The 6,254-nt window shown below is 51.5% G+C and carries 7 protein-coding genes; all 7 read right to left on the bottom strand.

The genetic code is table 11. The features are described from left to right. The coding region (locus RR842_RS07730) for a molybdopterin-dependent oxidoreductase (protein ID WP_332729397.1) at window positions 1-439 on the bottom strand (439 nt) is incomplete at its 3' end. A gap of 229 nt (window positions 440-668) precedes the next feature. Then, on the bottom strand, window positions 669-1,616 hold the full coding sequence (locus tag RR842_RS07725) for a slipin family protein (RefSeq protein WP_332553158.1): 948 nt from the start codon (window positions 1,614-1,616) through the stop codon (window positions 669-671). Window positions 1,617-1,634: 18 nt separating this feature from the next. After that, complete coding sequence (locus RR842_RS07720; protein ID WP_332553159.1) at window positions 1,635-2,033, bottom strand: GntR family transcriptional regulator; 399 nt, start codon at window positions 2,031-2,033, stop codon at window positions 1,635-1,637. Window positions 2,034-2,074: 41 nt separating this feature from the next. Then, window positions 2,075-3,007 carry an NrfD/PsrC family molybdoenzyme membrane anchor subunit gene (gene nrfD / locus RR842_RS07715; RefSeq protein WP_332729396.1) on the bottom strand — a complete coding sequence of 311 codons (933 nt, stop codon included), beginning with the start codon at window positions 3,005-3,007 and terminating at the stop codon, window positions 2,075-2,077. Between the two features lie 328 nt (window positions 3,008-3,335). Further along, window positions 3,336-3,812: a DUF4405 domain-containing protein gene (locus tag RR842_RS07710; RefSeq protein WP_332553161.1), complete on the bottom strand. Its 477-nt coding sequence runs from the start codon at window positions 3,810-3,812 to the stop codon at window positions 3,336-3,338. 499 nt (window positions 3,813-4,311) lie between these two features. Then, entirely contained in the window at window positions 4,312-5,538 is a 1,227-nt protein-coding gene (gene nrfD, locus RR842_RS07705; RefSeq protein ID WP_332729395.1) for an NrfD/PsrC family molybdoenzyme membrane anchor subunit, read from the bottom strand. An 18-nt stretch (window positions 5,539-5,556) separates the two neighbouring features. Continuing rightward, entirely contained in the window at window positions 5,557-6,189 is a 633-nt protein-coding gene (locus RR842_RS07700) for a 4Fe-4S dicluster domain-containing protein (RefSeq protein ID WP_332553163.1), read from the bottom strand. Window positions 6,190-6,254 lie beyond the last annotated feature (65 nt).

The following is a 6,254-nucleotide window of genomic DNA, read 5'->3' as shown; positions in this document are numbered from 1 at the left end:
TTTTGATTTTGTCGGCAATTTCCGTAAAGACTTCGTCCCAGCTCACACGTTCCCATTTTCCAGCACCACGTTCGGTACCCTCAGCGCGGCGCAAGGGATACTGCAAGCGTTCGGGATCGTAAATTCTGTGAACATGCGATAACCCGCGCTGGCAAATTCGATCATAGCAGCCCTCATTATATTCCGCACGAGAGGTCTTCGTTATCTTACCATCACGCACATGAACATTCAGATGGCAAAAACTAAAGCAGTTAGGGCGACATACCCCGCGAAAAATCTGCTCACCTTCTGCTTCCGTTTGTCCAGTATTGAGGTCTTCAGCCAGCGCCGTCAATGGCGTAGCGCCTCCGACGATTGCCGCAGATCCTGCAACAATACCGGTTGTTTTGAGAAATCCTCTACGAGTGAGTCCGCTTTGCGGACTGGTCGTTCCTGACATCTCTCCTCCTAAAAGATCGTGTCAGAATATCCCCCTTGAGTCCAGAAGCACGAACCCTCTGCTCCTGCGAGCACAATTCATCCGGATATCCCCTCAATATTCCTTCTGAGAATTGGCCAAATTCCACTGAATGCACAATACCAAGTTATCCTAGGATAATCAAGACTTATCCTAGGATAACTTGGTATTGTATTATTCTACTTTGAGAAGTAAGAGCTTACCTGCGAAATCACTTCCCGATAATCTTACCTATATCATCAGGTAAAACGTCACCGAATCCCTCGGCGAACGCGCTCGGCACCACCACGGTGCCGCCGGTGGTACGAACGCTCTCATACAGCAAATGCATGCGCCTGATGGCCATGGCGTTGTCGTTATCCCCGTACGTCTCCCCCACCCCAACGGCCATTTCAGAAATTACCTGCTCAGCCTCCATGAGGATAATGCGAGCCTTCTTTTGCTGCTCAGCCTGCGCCTCTAAAGACATGGCCTCCTGAAGCGACTCGGGCACAATGATATCCCTGATCTCAACCGACATAACAGAGATGCCCCATTGCGCAGTTTTTTCATCAAGCACTTGGGTAAGCTCTTTGTCGAGCTGGTTGCGACGAATGGTTACCTGGGCAACACTCGAGCGCCCAATCGCGTCGCGCAGTGCCGTCTGGGCAGCCAGCTGCACCGCAAGGCTGTAGTTGTTGATTTCCATGCATGCCTTTTCCGCATCCCACACCATCCAATACAGCACGGCATCGATATCAAGGGGAATCAGATCGGCGGTCAGGGTTTCCTTCGCCCCGAATGGAACCGACCTCATACGCATGTCAACCCGCAACGAGCAGTGCTCGATAACAGGAATGGTGAACACCAGGCCAGGACCTGATACGCGGTTGAGCTTACCAAGCCGCAGCACAACGATCTTTTCCCATTGGTTCGCAATGTGTACGGTAGAGGTAGCAAGCCACGCAACAATAAGCGCCGCCGCCACACTCATCACATCTACCGCACCGAACGCGAACAGCCAAACACCCTGCACAAGCGCGAAAACAACCAGGAACAAAACGAGTGCGAAAATCAGTGCTCCGGCCTTCGATGCCGTGCGATCAGTTTCGAGTACCTGAGTTTCGGCGACAACCCCCTGCCGCCTCTTCCCTTTGGCATTTGCGGTGTCCTTTTTCATGCCAGCCATCCTATCCGCTTACTCTCGACCATCGGTTCTACTCTTTTCCATTTCGCGCATCTTTTTCTTCATGCGTTTATTCACATCATCAAAAGAAAGTCCCATTGCGAGACAAGCATCAACGCAATCTTCAATCAGTGTATCAACCGATTCAAATGTCTCGGTTTTATCATCTTCCACCGCCCGAACGATAGCTCCCCTGCCCGGCTTTGAGTCTATGTATCCTTCGTCCATCAAGCTGATATACGCTTTGTTTACCGTGTTGAAGTTGATGGATATATCTGCTGCCAGACCACGCACGGTAGGAAGCTTCTCACCAGGTTTGAAGTACCCCGTGGTTATCAAGTAGACCAGCCGATTGCGCAGCTGCACCCAAAGGGGAAGATCACTTTCTTTGTCTACTTCGAACAAGACCACGTTGTTTTCTTAAACCTCCCTCAGAATTCCCGCGAATGCCTTCATTGTATCCCAAGCACCTTCATAACCGATGTCACGATATCAGGGGCCCTACCCGCCTCCGAAATACACCACCGCAGGAAATACCCACCCACCAAAACAAAGGCTCCCGAAGCGATGACTACATACGCATTCAGATGGCGATTGAATACTTCGCACACCAGAGGAGCAATAAGCCCAAGCAGCACGATACATCCCCAGAAAACACTTGCCAGATCGCCTTGCACCATACGCTCGGCCGAGAGGCGAGCAGCCTCATTCCCCAGCAGACCCAAGGCAACAAACAGCACAATCACGACCATTTCGCACGCAATAACCACTGCGTCGGCTTTTTGAATACGGCGGAGTGTTGACTTGAATTCATCGCCCGATCCGCACAGAACAACAATGCACACCAGCAGCGCAAGCCCTGCGGAAAGCGCCGACACCACGAACAGAACAGGCAGCCAAGGTGAATCCCATAGCTCCACCGCCGACATGCTAGAAAGAAAAAGCCCGGTGTACAGCATCACCACAAAAGCCATCACCATGCAACCACTACGAATAACCAGCATTAACATTTTTGGAAAAACCGGTATCCTCAATACCCAAACCGTAAAAAGTACCGCTGCAAGCACCGCAAGGATAACCAGCCCAAATGCACCAAAAGTAATAAATGAGGGCACGGGTTGAAAGAAAAGAGACAAAGCGCGATCGCTTCGACCAAGGTCAATCAGAAGGCAAAACATGCCCAATATCACTGAGGCAAGGCCTACGCCGTATGCCGGCCCAAAAAAGCGACTATAGAGTTCCCGAGGAACATAGCAACGATTCCCCTCGGTACGGGCTTCATCAATAGCGTGCGGCGAGAGAGCTTCAAGACTAGCAACAACAAATAGAAGCCCCGATCCCGCCCCGCCTAAAAACAAGTACCAGACTACCAAATCCCCCAGCATTCCGACTCTTGCCCCCTCGCATTCTCGATCGAGCACCCGGTAACGTTGCACCGTCATTCTAGGTGATGAGGAGAGAATAGCAAGTATCGAACACGTTAATCATCTTCGATGAGATTCAGAAGTGCCCCAGAGCGCTCACCTCACCCAAAAGCTCGCACTACGACCACCATTTCTCAAAGTATGCCAGAGGCGAGTTGTCTGAGCGCATTCACCAAACATGGCAATCAATCCCCTCGCAGCTTGCATCCTACCCAGTCTCTGCTCGAGAGTCTCAATACGCGGTGAAAGGAGGCAGCACGCCCCCCCTTTTTTTCACCGCGCTTCGTTTCTAACGATCACGACGCTCCGTCGAAGAAGATCCGTCGGAGGAATCGCCGCGCCCTTTCCTGAGAACACTGGCAAACCATTTCCAATGCACAAACACATGCACGAGAAGCAGAGCAAGCAACACCTTGGCCGACATCGCATGGAGTGGATTCCAGAAATAGTAGCCGTCAGCATAAAGACCAAAGGTCGGGAGAACAGCACCCGACACAAGCAGGCCCGAAACCGTTACCACCATACACGTTATTACGATGAGCATATCGAGCGCGAAATTGCCTCTCCGCGTCCACGAGGTGCCTACCCGAAGGTTCTTTACCGTATCAACCATCCAGTCGATACTCATCAGTACATGTATAAAAAATACTATCAGTAGCACCAACCCGATCCATTCGTGCACTCCTATGCCCGTAATTGCCGGGTTCATCACCACACCAAAAACAAGAAGCGCCACCACATCGATCAGAAATTTTTTCTTGTCCATACCCGCTCCTACATCTTCCGAACGATAATGACAAGGCCCACAATCAGCACCACCGGAGCGAGTATCCACAAATTCAAACTCGAGTCGCTCGGCTGATAGTAGCGTGTTTCCAACGTATTCCATGCGTGACACTCAAGAGAGGCACATGACACCTCAGGGCAAGACATTTCATGTACACCATCGGGCTTTGGCACATTATCAAAGCCATGACAGCTTCCGTTGGCGCATCCAACAACAGGGCAGGGCGAATCCGGGGCAATAGGGTGTGGCAATCCAACTGACGCGTTCGCTATACGTCCCGCCCCATACACACCCACACCTACTATCAAAAATACGGCCAGGGTTATGGCTATCTTCCTTAGCACAAGTTTCCCCTTTCAAAGCGAAAGCACCCGCTTTCCATGCCCTCAGCAAAGGAGCGGCTAGCAGGTGCTTGTTTCGCTTGACGCCGCGTCGAGCCGACGGAAAAACTACAGCTCGACGCGTTTCGTTGAAGATGTTAGTGCGACTGCTCGTTTGGCTTGAGTGGCAAAAACTTCAGACCCAGAAGCAGCATAAGTACGCCGAGGCCAAAAACCCCCATCGTCACACCAAATTCAAGCGGTGTTGGCCAGTACACCATACCCTGATAAGCGCCAAGCATCCCCGCCGACCAATCGGTGACCGTATAAGGAGACATAGCGTTCGCGTAATCAAGGTTAGGAATCTGAAAACCGCCCACCAAGAGCTGAACGCGTTTGCAGAAGATACCAACGATAGCAAGTACCGCTGCAATCACAATAAGCGGGTTAGTGCGCAGCTTAGGCACGAAGCAGACTAAGGCAGCAACAAGACACCCTATGATCTCTATCCAGAAAAACGGCGCGAGCGGCCCGAACACGAGCATAGCAACCGTCTCTGCCCCCGAGCCTCCCGGAAAGCCTGCGGTAAGCAGATCGCAGCCAAAGAAGTACAAATCAACCATGATAAATACGCCAAGCATCTTTACCATCTTGACAATATTTTGCTGATCAAGCTGCATATATCCTACGTGGCGCAAGACGATAACCACAACAAGTACGAGAGAGACACCACATACAAGAGCAGATGTCACAAACCAAGGTGCCAGCAGCGCGGTGTACCAAAACTCGTGCCCCGGCAGCAATCCAAAAATCCACGCGGTCACTGAGTGAACGAGAATTGCACACACCAGCGCAACCACCGATATCACGCGCAGGCTTTTCTCCGAACCCTTGCCACCTTCAAAGCGAATAGTTGCCCACAAATACACGATGGACAAAATAAGGTAAGCGCTCAGCACGATAATATCCCACATAAGAGGGCTGCCTAGGTTCGAATAAGCAAACAACTCCCACAGGCGCAGCGGGTGGCCCAAGTCGATCACAACGAAGGCAATTGCCAACACCGTGCAGCAAATCGACGTCCACACAGCCACCTTGGAAATACCCCCAAAACCTTTCATGCCAAACGCACGAGGCACGGAAGAAATAATGAGGCCACCTGCGGACAAGCCCACAAGAAACATGAAACTTGTAATGTAGAGCCCCCAGGAATCGAAGTTGCGCATGCCGGTCTGCACAAGGCCCCCGGTAAGCTGGATACCCCAGAGCACGACACCGACAGCAGCCACAAGCGCAGCTACCACGATACCAATAGTGAGCCCCTTACCTCCGAATTTGGCAGTAGGAGCACTGGCGGGCTTCGCCGCCGAAGTATTCTCAGACATGATTATTCTCCTTTCGCCCTATACGAGGTAGTAGACAGAGGGCTTGGTACCACGTTCTTCAAGAAGCTGTTTGTATGCGCGATCTCGGACGAGTTGCGAAACCTCAGAACTAGGATCATCTAAATCGCCAAAATGGCGAGCGCGGCCTACGCATAAATGCATACAAGCGGGCTCTTCACCCTTCGATATGCGGTGATAGCAAAACGTGCATTTCTCTACCACATGTTTTTGGTGCTGAGGGGTGTTCGCGTCACCAACGGCGTAGTCCATATGGTATCGAGGCTCTTCCCAGTTGAACGCACGCACGCCCGTATAAGGACATGCCGCCATGCACATGCGACACCCAATACACTTTTCGTAGTCTTGACGCACTACCCCGGTTTCAGGATCTCGATATGTTGCACCCACCGGACACACCTTCACGCAAGCCGGGTTCTCACAATGCTGGCAGCTAAGCGTATAGAAACTGAGTTTCAAGTTATCGGGGTAAGAGCCTCCCACCATATCGAAGCCCACACCGCCCCCATTGTCGGTTAAGACGCGATTCCACCAAACGTCATTAGGCAGATTATTCTCCACCTTGCACGCCATAGCGCACACATGACAGCCGATACATTTTTTGGTGTCGATCACCATGCCAAAGTGGGCCATTATTTCACCTCTCCTTCATATTTGCGCACCTCAACAAGCGTGTCATCAAATGAGGTATTTTGATG

Source organism: Gordonibacter sp. (assembly GCF_036667095.1).
Lineage (GTDB): Bacteria > Actinomycetota > Coriobacteriia > Coriobacteriales > Eggerthellaceae > Gordonibacter.
Note: the sequence above shows the minus strand (reverse complement) of the source record. Positions and strands in the feature narration are given on the sequence as shown.

Bases quoted from the DNA above. Each gene is read 5' to 3' on its own strand.
- nrfD (WP_332729395.1), bottom strand. From the start codon at position 5,538: ATGTCTGAGAATACTTCGGCGGCGAAGCCCGCCAGTGCTCCTACTGCC.
- RR842_RS07700 (WP_332553163.1), bottom strand. From the start codon at position 6,189: ATGGCCCACTTTGGCATGGTGATCGACACCAAAAAATGTATCGGCTGT.
- RR842_RS07725 (WP_332553158.1), bottom strand. From the start codon at position 1,616: ATGAAAAAGGACACCGCAAATGCCAAAGGGAAGAGGCGGCAGGGGGTT.
- nrfD (WP_332729396.1), bottom strand. From the start codon at position 3,007: ATGCTGGGGGATTTGGTAGTCTGGTACTTGTTTTTAGGCGGGGCGGGA.
- RR842_RS07710 (WP_332553161.1), bottom strand. From the start codon at position 3,812: ATGGACAAGAAAAAATTTCTGATCGATGTGGTGGCGCTTCTTGTTTTT.